Source organism: Micromonospora orduensis (assembly GCF_006228125.1).
GTDB lineage: Bacteria > Actinomycetota > Actinomycetes > Mycobacteriales > Micromonosporaceae > Micromonospora > Micromonospora orduensis.
In genome coordinates, this window is record NZ_VDFY01000153.1 from 23,029 (window position 1) to 38,580 (window position 15,552).

Sequence of the window (15,552 nt, forward strand, 5' to 3'; positions counted from 1 at the left end):
CCAGAGACGGCCCGGTTGATCGGAGATCGGCCGACACGAGGAGATCCCACCCCACCCCCGGCACCGCGCGCGGGCAAGCCCGCAAACCCCAGCTCAAGGGCCTACGCCGATCCTTGCGCCGCGTCGTGCCGGTCGAGCACGTACTTGACGCTGCTCTTGGCCCACTGCCCCTTCCCCGACGGCGTCGGGACCTGCTCGGCGTTCAACGCCGTGGCGATCGCGGCCAGCGACAGGCCCTCACCCCGCAGCTGCACCGCCCGGGCGGCCGAGGGAGGCAACGGCGCCGGCGGCCGGCCCAACCGCACACCCCGGTCCCGGGCCGCCGCCATCCCCGCCGACACCTCAGGCCGGCGCATCTCCGATTCGCTACTCATGCCCCTCACCGTACGGCAAAAAGGTACAGAAAAAGACCCCCAAGAGAACTTTTCCTATACCTTTTCCTGTACGATAGGAGAGCAAGGAACGGTCCGACCAGGTGAGCCACCACCCAGCCGGACCAGGAAGAACAGCCCCTCTGCGAAAGGGAGTTCCATGACCCAGCGTACGACGAACCCAATTCGCCCCGCCCAGCTCGCCCCCGTCCGCGTCGGTCGCGGGAAGGCCGTGCACCTGGGCAGTCTGAGCAGCATCACCGGCCCCGACGGCAGCCCGCGCTACGTCGCCTCCTGGTGCGGTGCCAGCGGTCGCGGCGACGACGTCCGCGCCGGCGAGGCGATCACCGACCCCATCGGCTGCCGCACCTGCCTGCGGACCCAGCCGCGCCCTAGTGAGCTGATCAACGCCAGCCTGACCGGTGAACCCACCACCCTGCCCCACACCGGTCTCGTCGTCCCCCACACCAAGCTGCGCGTCACGGACGTCCGCCGCGTCCCCGGCACCGGCGGAACCCGCGCCCGGCTCATGCTCGGCGAGCACTTCATCGGCTACATCAGCAGCAGCGTGCACTTCCAGCCCATCGGCGGAACCTGGATCGACACCACCGACCTCGCTGGCTACGCGGCGGACTGCCGCACCGCCGCCGGAAAGACCCTCAACGTCCGCGACGTGCTCGGCACCCTGGTCCGCGAGTACGAGGCCGCAGACCATCGGCACGCCATCCCGGCTGCGGAGTTCGACCACAACAACGAGTGCGTCGGCTGCGGCACCGCCGGCCACGACGAGCCGTGTGATCCGACCTGCCCCTTCAACACCGGCACGTTCGGTCCGGCCGTCACCCTGCGCGCCGCCGCCGGCCGCCTGACGCAGCACCCCGGCAAGATCGGCTACCAGGTCCGCAGCGCGATCCGTGCCGCTGCCCGGCACCTCGCCGGCAGCCCTCGCTGCTACGACCTCGCCGAGGCCGCCATCAGCGTGCTCGGGGACCACCTCAGCGAGCAGGCAGACCCGGCATTCAAGCAGATGACCGGCGGGGAGTTGATCACCTGGTACGGCCAATGCGCTTCCCTGCGCACCATCACCGTTGCCCTGTACGCCGCTGCGGCCCGATACGACGGCAACGACTTCGACCCGACCGAGGACTTCGCCGCTCTCCCGGCGTAGACGCGAAGCGGGCCGACCCCGAACGTGGGTCGGCCCGCCGTCAACCCTCGCCCGTCACCGAGCACCCCGCCGCTGGCCAGCGGTGCGCCTCGGTGATCACGGGCACCAGGCCGCCACCGGCCCCAGCCACAACGCGGGAGAACACTATGACCAGCAGCTACCGGGCCGACGCCCGCACCATCCTCGCCACCGCCACCCCGGCCACTCACCGCCCTCTGCTGGCCTGGGCCGTCGGGATCACCGCGTGTAGGCACGCCATCGACCCCCTGACCTACTGGCGCACCCGAGACGCCCGGCGAATCGCCCCTGACTACAGCGGACAGACGCTGCCCGCCGGCCGGATGCTCCGGCTCACCCGGGCGCGGGTCGAGATCACCGACGGGGACCTCCACCAACCGTTGCGGTTGGCCTGGACCGACCTGGGCGACGTCCTCGACAACGGCCGGGTCACCGACGAGCTGATCGGGCGCTGCGAGCAGGCCGTCATTGCCTGGCGGGACCACCCGGGCGGATTCCGTGGTGTCGGCTGGGCCGACGTCGTCGACGGCTGCTCCCGAGCCGGAGAGGCCGTGTGGACAGCGTGCCGGCCGTCCGACCCCGGTGAGCAGCTCGACCTGTTCGCCCTGGAGCTACGCGGGCCTTGACGGCGACAGCCGTCGACCGCCTCCGCAGGGGCTGAGCTAGCCGACCCTCGATCGGACCCACTACCGTGCCAGCAACGGGAGGTGGGACGTGCGGATCGGCCGGGGGACATTGTGGGCTGCGCTGTCCGTCGTAGTCGCGGTCTTGCTGGCAATGCCAGCGGCGTGGGTGAGTGGCCACGGCACTGGCAGGCAGGAGGGTGCCGGATATTTGCTGGGCCTAGCCCTCGCCGGGGCAGCCGTGTATTTCTATCGCCTCCGGGGCACTCCGGGCATTGCAGGCTTCGCAGTAGGTGTCCTGATAGTCGTCAGCGTGGGCGTTTGGATTCTTGCCCCGAGGTGTTATCTGGCGTCGGAGGGGCACCTTGTCGACGCGGTCGTCACCGAGATCGGGCGGACGCCCAGGCCACCCGGCCCATACGAATATCACTATCGTCTGGCCAACGCCGAGGGTCGTGATCTGGGCTGGCTCCGACGGCCGGACGAGCCCACGGACGAGCCCAGTCGGGTGGGCGACCGCCGTACGGTGGTCGCCGACCCGGGAGGCTGGTTCGTCCCGGTGGAACCGCCAGTGTGGACCCGGACGCACACTATCTACCTCTGGGTGGTGGCGCTGGCGGCGGTCAGCTTGCTACTTGTTGAGATGCGAATCGACTGGGCTGAGTACCACGCTGAGTACCACCCGTGGCAGCGCCCCTAGGCTTCGATAGTCAGATCGCGATGACCGGGCCGCCGCCGGCGATGCCGCCGTACAAGCCGGGCTGACCGGTCAGGACGTGACAGCCCAGGTCAATGGCGGCCAGCACCGCGCTGGCCGCGTCGACCCGGCCCACAGTGTCGAGGGTGACCGCGAGAGCGCGCCAACTGTCCGGATCCGGGCTGAGTACCTCGGCGGCGCGGTGTGTGACGAGCAGCGCCAGACGGTCCTGATCGGCGACGACCCGAGCCGCCTCAGCGAGACACAGCACCGGCAGGCCGAACACGGAGCCCTCTTCGTCGGCGACCTCGGCGATGACCTCGCCGACGTCGATCGACTCACGGCAGAACGCGATGATCGCGGACGCGTCGAGGATGACCCTGACGGCCGGGTCGGTCACGCGGCGCGGGCCGGCAGGCCCAGCTGCTCGCGGGCCTCCGCCTCAAGCGCTGGCGTCCATCGGGCGCGGGCGTCGTCCAGGCGGTGCCGGGCACGCGCCCGGCCTTCGTCGGTGACGACGATGCCGGCCGCAGCGAGCATCGCCGTGGTGTCGGTGGCGGTGTCCGGATCCTGGTCGGCCATCTTTACAGAATACCCCTGGCCAGCCCAGATACCCATGGCCAGACCCGCAGCACCAACACATTGTGAGGATGCCGTGTCAGGTGTGATCAGCGGCGAGCCTGATTGATCACCGCAGCCGGCCTGGCGACCATCAGCGGAAGAACCCGGCAACGCCCGTCGATCCAGTCCCGGGTGACCGGGCACAGCCAGCCGGCCACCTCGATTGCGGTAGCGCGTAGGTCGGCGACCGGCCGGTTGAACATGGGCTCGTGGTGAGCCATCCGATTGCGGGCCTCATGGAGTCGGCCCACCGCGCTGTGCACCACGCGACGGCGCTGACCAGGAAAAACCCGGTGTAAGCACCCACGCCACAGCGTGGCGTCGTAGCGGGTGGCCAGGAGGAACCGCCAGAAGCCGAGGTTCAGTTCGGCAATCACCCGCCCGGGTGCCTCGGAGCGGCCGTCGCGGGTCGCGCGGCCCCGCGCCTTGGCGACGTCCCGGCGGGCCTCGTCGGTCAGCACCGCGCCCGGATCGAGATACCAGCAGGGCTCGGCAAAACGCCGTCGCGACCATGCCGTCAGCTCCTCATGCAGAGCGTTGCGCAGCAGGATCTCCAGATGCCCCAGCGTCGTGCCGAGCGCGGCCGAGATCTCGGCGTTCCACTCGTACAGCGCCACCGCGGCGGCCAGGTCCCCGCCGCACGCCGCCCGGTACGGCGCCAGGCGCTCCGGCGACCACCGCCGTTCCAACGTCGCCACCTCAGACGCGCCCACCGAAACTCCTCTTTCGCCGACCGAGCTGGGCAAACGCGCTATGCTTGCCCCGAAGACCCCGGCCAGCCTCTGCCCCTCGCGGGTATGCAGCCGGGGTTTTGACTTGTCCAGGGCCCTACACGGAGGCGGCAGCCAGCCCCGTGTCCGAGGCGGCTGGGTCCAGCGCACGCAGCATCACCGGCAAATCCAGCACCTGCAGGTAGGCGTAGTGCGGGCTGCCGTTCGACCGGTCGAGTGAGGTCATACCTCGCAGTGCGCGGGAGGCCGGGTGTTGGAGGTCCGCTGCGGCCTGCCACAGCATCGCCGCGACCCGGTGCGGATCAGGGCCCCTACGCCACTCGATCTTCCAGGTCTGGTCCGCGCTCCACCATCGGAGCGCCGTCATCTCGTCGAGAACACCGATGAGGGCCAGGGCTTGCATGACGCGGCCCAGCGCCTCGAAGTACCGCTCCGGCTGATGCCACTCACTGGCAGGCTGACTCGTCATGCCCTGCTCAACGACCCAGCCCTCCGTCCGGCGAGCGCGAACGCGGCGCTGCCCTCAACCCGCGTCTCTGGTCATCGCTCAAGCTGCTTGCGCTGCCCGTTCGAACGTGAGGCGACGTAGATGACGGCCACTGTCACGTTGTCAGGGCCACCATGGGCGAGCGCTGACGCGATCAGACGTTCCACCGCTTCCTGTGGTGTTACTGAGTTCGCCAACGTGGTGTGGACTTGGTCATGCGGCACGTAGGAGCTGAGCCCATCGGTACACAGCAAGATCCGGTCGCCGGGAGCCAAGGTCAACAGGGTGATGTCGGGTGATCGGCCGTCCGGCCGGCCATCCAGGAAGCGCGCCAGCCTGTCGGGAAGGTTGGGCACATCGGCGGCGTCAGCGACCAGATGCTTGTAGAGGTGATCTTCGGTGATCTGCGTGGTCTGACCGTGCAGTGGGTCGGTTCCGCGCAGGAGGTAGGCCCGCGAGTCGCCAACGTTAGCTAGGGCAACTGTCTCGCCGGATTTAAGCATGGCGACCAGCGTGGTGCCCATGCCGGCTAGGTCCGGTTCGGCTTCAGTGCGTTGTCTCAACGCTTTGTTCGCGGCGTCCACCGCCTGGCCAAGCGCAACAGACAGTGCGTCCGGGGTTACTACTTGGTCGTACCGCCGCACTGCCTCGATCGCCGTGGAGCTAGCAACGTCGCCGGCGACGTGCCCGCCAAGGCCATCGGCGATTGCGATCAGGAAGGGCCCCACATGGATGGCGTCTTCGTTGCGTCGCCGGACGAGCCCCACGTGAGAGCCCCCCGCCGCCTCGACGTTGAGAATCGGCGCCACCTGTCACCCCTCCGTTCGCTCGCTGCTGTCGTCGGGCCATGGATCCTGGGCTGACTCATCACGATGCAGGACGTGCATGGTCTCGACACGGTCGCTGGCAACGATGTACTCGGTTACCTCGACCGGCTGACCGTCAGCACCAGAGGTCCCAACCCGAACGATCTCTAACACTGGGAGGTTCGTGGGGATTTCCAGCAGGGCTGCCTCTTGCTTGCTGGGCATCCGTGCCCTGTGGATCTCTATCCAGCTGATCGGCCAGTGGCCGGCATTCTCCAACCGGTACAACCAGTCGCCAGGTCCGGGGGCCTGCGAGGCAACCCCAGGAACCGTGGCCGCCCGGGGGTGAATCCACGAGATATTGATCTGGAACGGCGGCTCTGCCTCGGGACCGGTGACTCGGAAGCGGCGCATCACTTGGGTGCCTGGCTCAACCTTGAGCAGCTTGGCGATACGCGGATCGTTCAAGGGCTCGGCCGCCGCCACGGGCGGGATGTGATGCTTCCACACCTCCTGGCTCGTAGCCGAAGGGAAGGAGTACCCGGTGCCGGTGGCGTTCCGCTTCACCAGGTTTCCCCGAGGTCTGCGTGGGCGGATCGTTCCGTACCGCACGATGATCCCCCGCCCCTGGACAGCCCAGACGTAGCCCTCCGCCTCCAATGCTGCGATGGCCCTGCCGATGGTGTCGCGGTTGGCTCCGTACTCGGCGGCGAAGTCGTCCAGTCGCGGCAGCTTGGCACCGGGCTCCCACTCGTTGGCCTCGATCCGATCGCGGATCTTGGCGGCAATATCTAGGTAGCGCGAGTGCATAGCCACCGCATCTCCCCCTTCTAAAAGTCTTGGGACAATCGTTGACAGAGGACCGGACTGGCGTCAACATTGTCCCAAGATAAGTCGACGGGCTTCAACGGATCGCACCCATTGAGCCCCTAAGAAAGACCGCGCGGCGGATCGCACCCGCCGCGCGGTCACGCCCTGCGGATTGCACCCGGGGCGTCGGCATCTCTACCTGAAGGAGCAACAGATGCCTGCAACAAGGGTACGTGCTGCCCGGATACATCCGGTGGGGCCCCATCTCCGGTCGATGGCCGGCGAGGTTTCTGCGCTGGTAGCGCGGGCGCAGGCTGGTGACGCTGAGGCGTTCGGTCTGCTCTACGACCGCCACGTCGATCAGCTGTACCGGTTCTTGTCGTCCCAGGTGCGCGACCGCCAGACGGCCGAGGACCTCACTTCGGAGACGTTCCTGCGGGCGCTGCACAACCTCAGCGCGTTCCGCCCAGGCGGCGACTTCGGCACCTGGCTCACCGCCATCGCTCGAAACCTGGCGGGTGCCCACGAGTCGCACACCGTCGAGTTCCCGGTTGCCGAGGTGCACCTCCAGGCCGAGCCGGCGAGCGACCCGGCGACGACGGCGGTGGACCGCCTGGCCCACGCCGCGCTGATCGCTGGCGTCGACCAGCTCAGCGCGCCGCAGCGGCAGTGCATCGTGCTGCGGTACTGGCGGGAGCTGTCGATCGACGAGACCGCCCAGGCGATGGGCAAGACGCCGAAGGCCATCAAGGGACTGCAGCACAAGGCGCTCAACGCGCTGCGCGGGCTGCTTCCGTCCGGGGTGGTGATGCCGGCATGAGCGCTCCGACAATCACGTTGACCAACGGCGCTGTCCCGGCTGAGCTGCTGCGCGCCGCCCAGGGCAAGCCGGCCGTCCCGACTCAGCGGGTGCCGATGGGCATCCGGGTCATCACCGGCCCCGGCACCACGCCGGCGGGCCGGACCAATGCTGCCTCCGCGCCGGCCGCTCGGCCGCCGCGAACGCTGGATCAACTGCTGACCCTCGCGCAGGGCAGCGAGAACGCGCGGACCCGCCAGCTCGCGGAGAAGATCACCGGCCTCGTCGACGAGCTGACCGGCCGGCTGGAGGCCGAACTGGCTGCCGTGGCGCGTGAGCTGGCCGCAAAGGAGGCCGAGTTGGCCGCCGAGCTGGCCGCGGTGCGCCAGAAGATGGGCACCGGGTCGGTGGACGCCGCCCAGCGCGCCGCGATCCGCCAGTGGGCGCAGGCCAACGGCTACGACGTGGCCGAGCGCGGCCGGATTCCACGGAATGTACTGCAGGCGTGGGCGACCGCGACCGGGTCGGAGGTGACCCAGTGAGGGCGCTCAAGATTCTGTTGCCGGCTGTCGGCGCGTTGTCGCTGGTCGGGCACGTTTGGGCCGCCCAGGTGACCCGGTCGCAGCGGACCCGGCTGGCGCAGGCTCGCCGCGCCGCGACCACGGACCCGCTGACCGGCCTGGCGAACCGCGCTGGCCTGGCCGCCGCGCTCGACGAGTTCGAGGGTGAGTCGTACGACCTGGTCATCGCTGACCTGGACGGGTTCAAGCCGGTCAACGACACGTGGGGCCATGCCGCCGGGGACCGTCTGCTGGTCGAGATCGCCCGCCGGTTGGCGGAGTCGCTCGACGGCGTCGACGACGCGGTCGTGGCTCGCCTCGGCGGTGACGAGTTCGTGCTCGCGTCGCCGTCCTCGGTGCCGCTGGCGCATTACCTCGGCGCGGAGGTCATCCGGGCGCTGGCCGAGCCGATCGAGGTCGCCGACGGCGTCAGCGTGACGGTGACGGCCAGCGTTGGCGCGATCCACGCGACCGCCGGGGAGGACCGGGATCGGGTCATGGCGGCGGCGGACGCCGCCGCGTACGAGGTCAAGCTGCGCGGCGGCAACGGCCTGGTTGAGCACTGCCCGCTGACGGCGTTGCCCGAGGTCGACGAGCGTCCGCTGCTGCGGATGCGGGAGCTGGCCGCCCTGACGCACGCGTTGGAGGTGGCGGCGTGACCGCGACGAACTCGACGAACCAGCCCGTGGTGGCCTGCCGGCCGCCGCTGGACGGTCCCTTGCTGCGGACAGTTTCTCCCGTGCCGCCGGCGTTGCGTCTGGACGACGTCGGCGCGCTGTGCCCGCTCGACGACGTGGTGCTGGACCGGCAAGTCGACGGCTGGGCGTGCCCGGCCTGCGGCGCTGCCTGGGACAGCGCGGGCCGCGACGGCTGGTGGCCGATCACGGCGTCGGTTGATGGCGAGCTGGTTGACCAGGACGACGCGGGCACGAGCGGCACCAGCCGTCGCACCCGGATCGCGCTGGTCAGCGTCGTCGCGCCCGGCCTGGCCGCCGCCACGGTGGACCTCGGCCGCCGGTACGCCGAGCACGCCAGCGCGGTGCCCGAGCAGCTCGTCTACGCCCCCGCCGTCGCTGTCGGCCTGGCTGGCGCGGTGCTGGCTGGCCGGCGGGTCGTCCGCTGGGTCGGCGAGCACCGCCACCCCCTCGCCGTCGACGTCGACGAGGCCGACCTCGACCCCCTCGGTAAGGAGCTGCTCGCGCAGGTCCGGGCTCGTCGCGGGGAGGCGTCCTGATGGCCGCGGAGCTGGTGGTGCGAGTGCACCTCGACTGGACCGGACCGGGCCACTACGACCGTGACCGGTCGTTGCCCTGCCGGGTCTGCGTGACGAACACCAAGATGCGCGACTCCCAGGGCGTGGCCTGCCACCAGTCGTGCGCCGAGGACGAGATCGCGCGGGAACTGCTGGGCGTCGGTCGGGCGCTGATCGCCGACGAGCGGGTGCCGGCATCCGCTCAGAGCTTGTTGGAGGTGGCGTCTTGAGCGTCGACCAGGACCTGACGTACCCGGCGCCGTCGCAGTGGCGGGCGCTGGACATGGGCGCTGAGTTCGAGCGCCGTGGGGAGCTGCTCGTGCCGGCCGGCACGCAGGCCGCGCCGGCCGCCGTCGAATCGACGGTGGCGGCGTTGCCGGCCCCGGCCCCGGTGCCGGTTGCGACGCCGGTGGTGCGGCAGTCCGAGATCGAGTACGAGCCGGAGTTCGAGGACCGGCCCGTGGAGGTGACCCGCCGGCGCAAGCCGCGCCGGGAGGTTGGTTCGGCTGACGAGCTGCGTGAGCAGTTGGAGGAGGCCCGCGCGGTTATCGATGTGCGGCGTGAGGACGAGCGGGACCGCCGGGAGCAGGACGTCGAGCACCGGGTTGCCCTGGCTCGGGTTCAGGAGCGGGAGCGCACTGAGGCGCGTCTGCGTCGGGAGCGGGACCGCGACGCGGCCGAGGACGTGGCGTTGGCCGAGCTGTACCGGCGGGCGAAGCGCTCCGGAGAGCGGGCGCGGATCCGCGCGGAGATCGACGGGTCGGCGGAGATGCGGGCGCTGCGGGTGGCCAAGGTGCGCAAGGTCGCGCTGCTGGCCGGCATCCCGGTGCTGACCGCGTTCGCCGCCTGGAGCACAACTGGCGTGCAGGCCGGCGTGGTGAGGCTGCTCAACCTCGACGTCGGCACCGCGTCCTGGACGGCGGCGTGGGCGGTGGAACCCGCGCTGATCACCATCGTCGCGCTGATCATCATCGGTCGGGCGGTGCTGCGCGCCTCCGGCGGCAACGTCGACTGGAAGGCCGGCGTCGTCGAGTGGACCGCGCTGGGCCTGTCCCTGGCGCTGAACATCGTCGGCGGCTGGCACGGCGGCTGGGACGGTCTGCTGACCGCCCTGCCGCACTCCATCGGCCCGATCGGCTGCGCCGGCACGGCCTTCCTGATCGGCCTGTTCGACGGCTACGTCACCGCCGCCCGCCCGTGGGAGGGCGCTCCGCGCCTGGCCGACCTCAAGATCACCCCACCGTCGGCGGCGGGATCCGACGATCTCCGTACGGCGATCAAGCGGGGAAAACACGGCCCTGCCGGCGTCGAATCCGGTGGCCTTCCGGACGACGTCCGGACGCTTCTGGCCGACGTGCAGACGGCCATCGAGGACGGCGTGCTGAGCGCGGACCCGTCGGGCTACGCGATCTACAAGCACGTGATGGGCGGCAAGGGCGACCGCGCCCGGGCCTCCAAGACGGCCGCCCTGGTCGCCGGCTGGCGACCCGGACTACGCGCGGTCTGACCGGCCCGCCCAACCGATCCGCCCGGGGAGCGGCGATGCAGGCCACCGCCGCTTCCGGGTCCGACCCGAACAGTCCACTCACACCAATGAGGAGGTGATCTGGTGAGCGCCCTACCCGTCGAGGACAACTACCATCCGTCACCGACGCCGCGAATTCCATTCCGGCGTCCGGCGGACGTCGTTTCCCTGGTTCCGCAGAGGCAGGAGGCCCTTCCGACCCCTCCCCTACTGGAATCCAACCAGGACGAAACCGCACGAACCGAACCGACCTCTTCCGGCCCCAACTCCGGCACCGGAATTACCCTGCGTCACATTCCGGGGGACTGGGAGAGCGTCACCGCCGTGTGGACCGGCTCCCCGGAGCCACTGTCCGACATGGTCGAGCAGGCCGGCCGGGCCCGCGAGGGCCAGGACGCCCACGCGATCGCGATGGCCTGCTGGGCCGTGCTGGTCCTCATCCCCCGCGGGCTGCTGCACCTGGCCTCCTGGGTCCTGGCCCACCCCCTGCGCACTCTGGCCACCGCTGCGGTGGCCGCCGTCTTCATCGCAACCCTCTGAGAGGAGGCACCACCCATGACCAGCGCCCTGTTCGTGCTCGCCGGCCTCGTCTACATCGTTCTGTCGATCGTCTTTCACTTCACCCCCCGCCTGCGGGTCGTGGCCGGCCTGGGCGTCGGCGCGCTGCTCGCCGGCGACGTCGTCTCGCAGGTCAACAAGTGGCTCGCCAAGGGCATCACCGCGATCGCCGAGCCGATCGGCGACTGGATCGGTCAGGGAACCAAGGACGTCGCGCTGGCCATCCCCACCGCCCTCGGGATCGGACTGGCGATCGTCGTGGCCGTGTTCCTGCGCGGAATGGGCGGCGGTAAGTCCGCCGGCGCCGGTAAGGGCGCGCTCGGCAAGGGCGGCGGCGGGGGCGGCAAGACGAAGCTGGCCCACGCCGCGCTGACCTGCGCGCTGCTGCTGCCGATCGTCATCGGCAGTCTCGGCGAGACGATCCGGGACGTGGTCCAGTGATCTTCTTCGACATCGTCGTCTACCTGGCGGTGGCGAAGATCGCTGTGCTGCTGTTGGAGGACGCCTCCTACGCGGTGCGGGGCAAGCAGTCCCCGCGCCGGCAGGCACGCGCCCGCCAGCAGGCCGCCGCGCAGAAGGCCACGACCGACGGCCCGGCCGGGGCGAGCGCCCCGGCCGGCGCCGGCCGGCCCGGAAGCGGCAGCACGGTTGCTGCCGCCAACGGCTACTTGGCCGGGCTGATCGAGGACGCCACCGAGCGGTCCCGGGCCCGCCGCCGCCGCGCCGTCGCCCGCAAGCGCGGCACCCAGGCGGTCGACGGGGTCGTGGTCGACGTCGACGAGGACGGTCGCTGGTACGCCGACTGCGACCACTGCGGATGGGCCAGCCGCCCGTACCGGATCGAGGCCAACGCCCTGGGCGCCGGCCGGGAGCACACCCGCACCGAGCACCCCGAGCGGTATACCGGCGGGCAGGAGGACACCCCGGGTAGCGGTGCCGGCGGTGATTCCGCCGAATCGGCCGACGACGGTGCGGGCGAGCAGATGCCGGGCCGGCCGGTGCTGCGGGTCATTCCCGGCGGCGCCCAGGAGCCGGCACCGCCGGCCAGCCAACAGCCGGCAGCGGCACCGCAGTCGGTGGCCAGCGCCCCGGTGCCCCCGGCACCGAAGTTGACCACGAAGGAGTGGCCGCAGCGGTTCCACCACACCAAGTGCGACCGGTGCGGGAAGACCAGCGTCACCGCCGAGATGCCGAGCCGCTGCCCGAGCTGCGGTGCCGACGACAGCCGGCTGCGGGAGGTTCCCGACCCCGCCCCGGCACCGGATGTCCCCACGTTCCGGTGGCGGTGCCCGACGTGCGACGCCACCGAGACCGGGTTCGCCACCCGCACCGCCGCCGACGCCGCAGCGGCCAAGCACACCTGCGCCGCGCGCGATGTCCCCACGTACTACTGGCGGTGCCCGAAGTGCCGCGCCTACGGGTCGGGTTTCGCCTCGCAGGCCGGCGCTAAGGCAGCGGGCGCCCAGCACATCTGCGTGACGGCGACCGAGACACCTGCGCCGACCACGCCGACCGACACCCCTGCGCCGACCACGCCGACCACCCAGGCTGATCGGGAGCGGCTGCGCACCGAGCTGTACGGCAAGTGCGCCTACCGCGAGGTCCGTGAGGGGCACCCCGACAAGTGGTGCGACAACCCGGTCGACGGGCAGGACCCGTACTGCGGCGAGCACCGCCGGGCGGCCACGCCGGAGCCCACGAACGAGGCGAGCGCCGCGTCGGCCGCAACCACACCGGCGGCCGAAGCGGACCAGCCGGTCGAGCAGCACTACACCCGGTGCGCGGCCTGCGGCCTCGTCAACGGGCCGACACAGATGTGGCCGTTCCACTGCCCCCGCTGCGGGGCCGGGGACGACCAGCTCCACCCGGCGAACGACCTCGCCGGCGACATCGAGGGCATCCGCGCGGGCTTCGAGTTCGAGCTCTGCTCGTCGTGCGGCAAGGACCTCGACGCCCACGACATCGTCGTGGGCCCATTCGGCCTCCCTCTGGCCATGTGCTGCTCGGAGGGGACCGACGACGACCAGGGGACGGGCACCCGGCCCAGCCCCATGACCAACAGCTTCACCGATCTGAAGGAGATGACCGTGAACCTGGAAGCCACTGGCCCTGACGAGATCCGGACCGCGTTCACCCAGGCCGCCGAGGCCGCCGGGGAGCGGGCCGAGGAGGTCGCCGGTGTCGCCGGCGTCCTGACCGAGGCCGCTGACCGGTACGAGGGCCTGGACATGGCGGCGTCCACCGTCGGGCACCTGCGCGACGCTGCGGAGGCGTTCGCCGCCGCCCAGACCTCGCTGAACACCGCTCAGGAGGAGCTGCAGGCCGCCCTGGCCGACTTCAACAGCAAGGACGGCCAGGTCGCCGAGGCCGTCGCCGAGGCGGGCGGCAACGTCGCCAGCAAGGAAGTCCTGGTCGGCTGACCGATCCCCACCCCGGGCCCCGGGGCGAGCACCGCTCCGGGGCCCCTCCCCCTCGAACCGCCCCGCTCAGCCCTGAACGTGAGGAGACCGCGATGTCGACCCGGACCAATGACGAGATCCGCGCGGACCGCCTGGCCAAGGCCGGCCAGGTTCTGACCGCCCTGCTCGCCGTCACCGCCTACGCGGTTGCCTGGCTGATCAAGCGCTCCTGGCGGCGGCTGCTGCCCGCGTACTGGGTCGCCGCCGAGCTGGCCGTGGCGTGGGTCGCCGGCCCGCTGGGCGTGTCGTGGCAGACCGTGGGGATTCTCGCCCTGGCCATCACCGCGACGGCGGCCTGCTGGCAAGCCCGCTCCCGCACCGTACGCGCCTGGCGTGCCGCGATCGCGGTTGTGCTCGGCGGCGCTGCCGTGGCCACTGTCGCCGGGGGTGGACCGGCCGCCATGGCCGCGCACCCCACGCTCACGATCGCGGTGCCGACCGCGCTCGGCGCGGTGCTGGGCTGGCCGTGGTGGCACCACCTGCGTCACCTCGCCCCGCCACCGCCGCCCGAGCCGGTGGTGATCGACGAGCCGGTCGACGTGGTCGACCCGCTGACCGCGCACTGGGAGCGGCGCTGGCAGAACGAGGTGGTCGGTCAGGGCGTGTGCGCCGGCACCACCCTCGTCAAGGCGGTCGAGCCCCGGACCGGGATCACCGAAGCCCTCGTGCGGCTGGCCCCCGGCACCAAGCCCGGTCCGCTGTTCAAGTCCGGGGTGGACGTGGAGGTCGCCCTGGATCTCAACGAGGGCGCGGTCGGCTGGCGCTCCACCGGTAAGCGGGCGTGGCTGCGGGTGGTCCTGGTCGAGAACTCCTACATCGCCACCGGCGTGCCGTGGACCGGCCCCACCTACAACGGCGGTCGCTTCGAGATCGCCCGGTTCGCTGACGGCTCCCCCGGTGAGTGGGTGGTGTCCCGGCCGAAGTACGGCGTGCTCGGTGGCCTGGTCGTCGGCTCCACCGGCGCCGGCAAGAGCCGGGCGTTGGGCGCGCTGATCGCGAACCTGCTCGAAGGTGGCGTTCAGGTCGCCGTCGGCGACCCGCAGAACGGCCAGTCCCTACCCGCGTGGCGCGATGCCGTGGAATACCACCCGGGCATCGAGAAGACCACGCTGCTGACCCGCCGGGCGCACGCCGAGATCATGCGCCGCTCCCAGATGCTCGCCGCCGCCGGCGTCGAGGCCTTCGACGCCAACGACCCCCGGGTCAAGGCCCTCGGCCTGAGCGCCTTCGTCGTGATCATCGACGAGTGCCAGCTGATCCTGATCCCGAACACCCCCATCGTGGCCTTGGCCGAGCAGGCTGCCGAGACCATGCGCAAGACCGGCTTCGGCATCGTTCTGGCCACCCAGTTGCCGCAGATGAAGTCCCTCGGCGGGTCGGTGCGGCTGCGCGACGCCCTGGTCGCCGGCAACGCCCTGATCCTGCGGCTGTCGAACCGGGGTTCGGGCACCACGATCCTGCCCGACGACTTCGTCGGTGATCCGTTCGCCCTGCAGCCGGAGATCGACGGGAAGTCCACCGCCGGCATGGGCTATCTGCGCCACAGCAACCGTGTCGGGATGCTCTGCCGCGTCCCGAACCTCGACGAGGTCGCCGCCGCCGCTGCGGCCCCGCGTGTGCCGGTGCGGTGGAACGTGCCCGAGGTCGACCCCAAGAGCCCGATCGTGCTGCCGGGGCACCGCGCTCCCGGCAGGGCGGCCACGACCGCAGGCGGTGGCAGCGCGGTGGACCGCCTGCGCGCCGCGTTCGGCGCGGGCGGCGGACGCAAGACCACGAGCGCCGTGGTGGAGCAGGTCGCGCCGCTGACCCCCGCTGAGTGGGTCCTGGCGTGCCTGCGTCGCGGACCCGCCTCCGCGCAGGCGCTGCTGGACCGCCCGGACTGCCCGGTCAACCAGTCCCAGCTCTACGCGCTGCTGAGCCGGCTCAAGGACGCCGGCCGGATCACCCCGCCCGCCCAGCGCGGCGGCCCGTTCACCATCTCGGCCTGACCGCCTCCGTGACAGCCGGCCGCGCCCGGGTCGGCTCTCGCGGTGGCCGCCAAGCCCACCCCACCCTGCCGCTCACCCT

The 15,552-nt window shown here is 71.2% G+C and carries 19 protein-coding genes; 12 read left to right on the top strand and 7 right to left on the bottom strand.

Features of this window, described 5'->3' with window-relative positions:
• Positions 1–101 precede the first annotated feature (101 nt).
• Positions 102–374: a recombinase family protein gene (locus FHG89_RS14080; protein WP_139584830.1), complete on the bottom strand. Its 273-nt coding sequence runs from the start codon at positions 372–374 to the stop codon at positions 102–104.
• A gap of 157 nt (positions 375–531) precedes the next feature.
• Here FHG89_RS14080 and FHG89_RS33720 point away from each other — a divergent pair, with 157 nt between their 5' ends.
• Complete coding sequence (locus tag FHG89_RS33720; RefSeq protein WP_244295429.1) at positions 532–1,539, top strand: hypothetical protein; 1,008 nt, start codon at positions 532–534, stop codon at positions 1,537–1,539.
• 146 nt (positions 1,540–1,685) lie between these two features.
• A complete protein-coding gene (locus FHG89_RS14090; protein WP_139584831.1) occupies positions 1,686–2,183 on the top strand; it encodes a hypothetical protein in 498 nt (165 codons plus the stop codon).
• Positions 2,184–2,890: 707 nt separating this feature from the next.
• On the opposite strand, the gene FHG89_RS14095 is transcribed toward FHG89_RS14090, so the two are convergent.
• The 6 genes from FHG89_RS14095 to FHG89_RS14120 all read right to left on the bottom strand — a co-directional run bounded on the left by FHG89_RS14095 (position 2,891) and on the right by FHG89_RS14120 (position 6,332).
• Positions 2,891–3,277, bottom strand: a complete 387-nt coding sequence (locus tag FHG89_RS14095; protein WP_139584832.1) for a hypothetical protein — start codon at positions 3,275–3,277, stop codon at positions 2,891–2,893.
• Positions 3,274–3,459, bottom strand: a complete 186-nt coding sequence (locus FHG89_RS14100; RefSeq protein ID WP_139584833.1) for a hypothetical protein — start codon at positions 3,457–3,459, stop codon at positions 3,274–3,276. The genes FHG89_RS14095 and FHG89_RS14100 overlap by 4 nt, the downstream gene beginning before the upstream one ends.
• 86 nt (positions 3,460–3,545) lie before the next feature.
• Positions 3,546–4,115, bottom strand: coding sequence for a hypothetical protein (locus FHG89_RS14105; RefSeq protein WP_208760963.1), 570 nt, complete (start codon positions 4,113–4,115; stop codon positions 3,546–3,548).
• 211 nt (positions 4,116–4,326) lie between these two features.
• Complete coding sequence (locus FHG89_RS14110) at positions 4,327–4,698, bottom strand: hypothetical protein (RefSeq protein ID WP_139584835.1); 372 nt, start codon at positions 4,696–4,698, stop codon at positions 4,327–4,329.
• 71 nt (positions 4,699–4,769) lie between these two features.
• A complete protein-coding gene (locus tag FHG89_RS14115) occupies positions 4,770–5,483 on the bottom strand; it encodes a PP2C family protein-serine/threonine phosphatase (protein WP_139584870.1) in 714 nt (237 codons plus the stop codon).
• Between the two features lie 45 nt (positions 5,484–5,528).
• Entirely contained in the window at positions 5,529–6,332 is an 804-nt protein-coding gene (locus tag FHG89_RS14120) for a GntR family transcriptional regulator (RefSeq protein ID WP_139584871.1), read from the bottom strand.
• A gap of 253 nt (positions 6,333–6,585) precedes the next feature.
• Between FHG89_RS14120 and FHG89_RS14125 the strand changes: the two genes are divergently transcribed.
• The 10 genes from FHG89_RS14125 to FHG89_RS14175 all read left to right on the top strand — a co-directional run bounded on the left by FHG89_RS14125 (position 6,586) and on the right by FHG89_RS14175 (position 15,473).
• A complete protein-coding gene (locus FHG89_RS14125; RefSeq protein ID WP_244295430.1) occupies positions 6,586–7,152 on the top strand; it encodes an RNA polymerase sigma factor in 567 nt (188 codons plus the stop codon).
• Entirely contained in the window at positions 7,149–7,673 is a 525-nt protein-coding gene (locus tag FHG89_RS14130; RefSeq protein ID WP_139584836.1) for an Lsr2 family DNA-binding protein, read from the top strand. The genes FHG89_RS14125 and FHG89_RS14130 overlap by 4 nt, the downstream gene beginning before the upstream one ends.
• A complete protein-coding gene (locus FHG89_RS14135; RefSeq protein ID WP_167517417.1) occupies positions 7,670–8,350 on the top strand; it encodes a GGDEF domain-containing protein in 681 nt (226 codons plus the stop codon). The genes FHG89_RS14130 and FHG89_RS14135 overlap by 4 nt, the downstream gene beginning before the upstream one ends.
• Positions 8,347–8,925, top strand: a complete 579-nt coding sequence (locus FHG89_RS14140) for a hypothetical protein (RefSeq protein WP_139584838.1) — start codon at positions 8,347–8,349, stop codon at positions 8,923–8,925. The genes FHG89_RS14135 and FHG89_RS14140 overlap by 4 nt, the downstream gene beginning before the upstream one ends.
• Complete coding sequence (locus FHG89_RS14145) at positions 8,925–9,173, top strand: hypothetical protein (RefSeq protein WP_139584839.1); 249 nt, start codon at positions 8,925–8,927, stop codon at positions 9,171–9,173. The genes FHG89_RS14140 and FHG89_RS14145 overlap by 1 nt, the downstream gene beginning before the upstream one ends.
• The gene (locus tag FHG89_RS14150) at positions 9,170–10,450 is read left to right on the top strand and encodes a hypothetical protein (RefSeq protein ID WP_244295431.1); all 1,281 of its coding nucleotides are present in this window, start codon (positions 9,170–9,172) and stop codon (positions 10,448–10,450) included. Before FHG89_RS14145 ends, FHG89_RS14150 begins: the two co-directional genes overlap by 4 nt.
• 342 nt (positions 10,451–10,792) lie before the next feature.
• The gene (locus FHG89_RS14155) at positions 10,793–11,008 is read left to right on the top strand and encodes a hypothetical protein (protein ID WP_139584840.1); all 216 of its coding nucleotides are present in this window, start codon (positions 10,793–10,795) and stop codon (positions 11,006–11,008) included.
• 15 nt (positions 11,009–11,023) lie between these two features.
• Positions 11,024–11,467, top strand: a complete 444-nt coding sequence (locus tag FHG89_RS14160) for a hypothetical protein (RefSeq protein ID WP_139584841.1) — start codon at positions 11,024–11,026, stop codon at positions 11,465–11,467.
• Positions 11,464–13,446, top strand: a complete 1,983-nt coding sequence (locus FHG89_RS33730) for a hypothetical protein (protein WP_244295432.1) — start codon at positions 11,464–11,466, stop codon at positions 13,444–13,446. Before FHG89_RS14160 ends, FHG89_RS33730 begins: the two co-directional genes overlap by 4 nt.
• 92 nt (positions 13,447–13,538) lie before the next feature.
• The gene (locus FHG89_RS14175; RefSeq protein ID WP_139584842.1) at positions 13,539–15,473 is read left to right on the top strand and encodes an ATP-binding protein; all 1,935 of its coding nucleotides are present in this window, start codon (positions 13,539–13,541) and stop codon (positions 15,471–15,473) included.
• Positions 15,474–15,552 lie beyond the last annotated feature (79 nt).